The sequence below is a fragment of the Lacinutrix sp. MEBiC02595 genome, from assembly GCF_053601555.1.
In genome coordinates, this window is the sequence record NZ_JBSHNU010000138.1 from 1 (window position 1) to 1,284 (window position 1,284).

Genomic DNA, 1,284 nt, shown 5'->3' on the forward strand with positions numbered 1-1,284 from the left:
GGAACAGATGGATATACTACAGCAGGAACGGTAACCGGAACCGTATATAACGATGAAGATGGTGATGGAACACAAAACGGAACAGAAACGGGATTCACTTCTCCAGTAACGGTATTTGCAGATTTAGATGGCGATGGCGTATTAGACGCAGGAGAGCCAACAGCAACAACAGCATCGGATGGAAGCTATATTATAGAAGGTGTACCGGCAGGAACAGTTGATATCGTAGTAGATACAACTACTTTACCAACAGGATCGACATTAACAGATGGAACAGAGCCAACCGAAGTAACGGTACCAGTAAGTGGAACAGTTACAGCAGGAACAGATGGTTATACTACAGCAGGAACGGTAACGGGAACCGTATATAACGATGAAGATGGTGATGGAACACAAAACGGAACAGAAACCGGATTTACTTCTCCAGTAACTGTATTTGCGGATTTAGATGGCGATGGCGTATTAGATGCAGGAGAGCCAACAGCAACAACGGCAGCGGATGGAACCTATACTATAGAAGGAGTACCAGCAGGAACAGTGGATATCGTGGTAGATACGACTACTTTACCAGTTGGAGCTACATTAACAGAAGGAACAGAGCCAACATCAGTAACGATAACAACAAATGGTAGTGTAGATGCAGGAATAGATGGTTATACTACAGCAGGAACGGTAACCGGAACCGTATATAATGATGAAGATGGTGATGGAACACAAAACGGAACAGAAACGGGATTCACTTCTCCAGTAACGGTATTTGCAGATTTAGATGGCAATGGTGTATTAGACGCAGGAGAGCCAACAGGAACAACAGCAGCAGATGGAACCTATACTATAGAAGGAGTACCAGCAGGAACAGTAGATATCGTAGTAGATACAACTACTTTACCAACAGGTGCTACTTTAACAGATGGAACAGAGCCAACATCAGTAACGGTACCAACAAATGGTAGTGTAGATGCAGGAACAGATGGATATACTACAGCAGGAACGGTAACCGGAACCGTATATAACGATGAAGATGGTGATGGAACACAAAACGGAACAGAAACCGGGTTCACTACACCAGTAACTGTATTTGCTGATTTAGATGGCGATGGCGTATTAGACGCAGGAGAGCCAACAGCAACTACAGCGGCGGATGGAACCTATACTATAGAAGGAGTACCAGCAGGGACAGTAGATATCGTAGTAGATACGACTACTTTACCAGTAGGATCGACATTAACAGAAGGAACAGAACCAACGGAAGTAACGGTACCAGTAAATGGAACAGTTGCAGCA

At 44.2% G+C, this 1,284-nt stretch carries 1 protein-coding gene; it reads left to right on the forward strand.

The features are described from left to right. Positions 1-1,284, forward strand: a 1,284-nt coding sequence (locus tag ACVCZW_RS02080; protein WP_452231524.1) for a hypothetical protein, incomplete at both ends; no start/stop codon positions are given.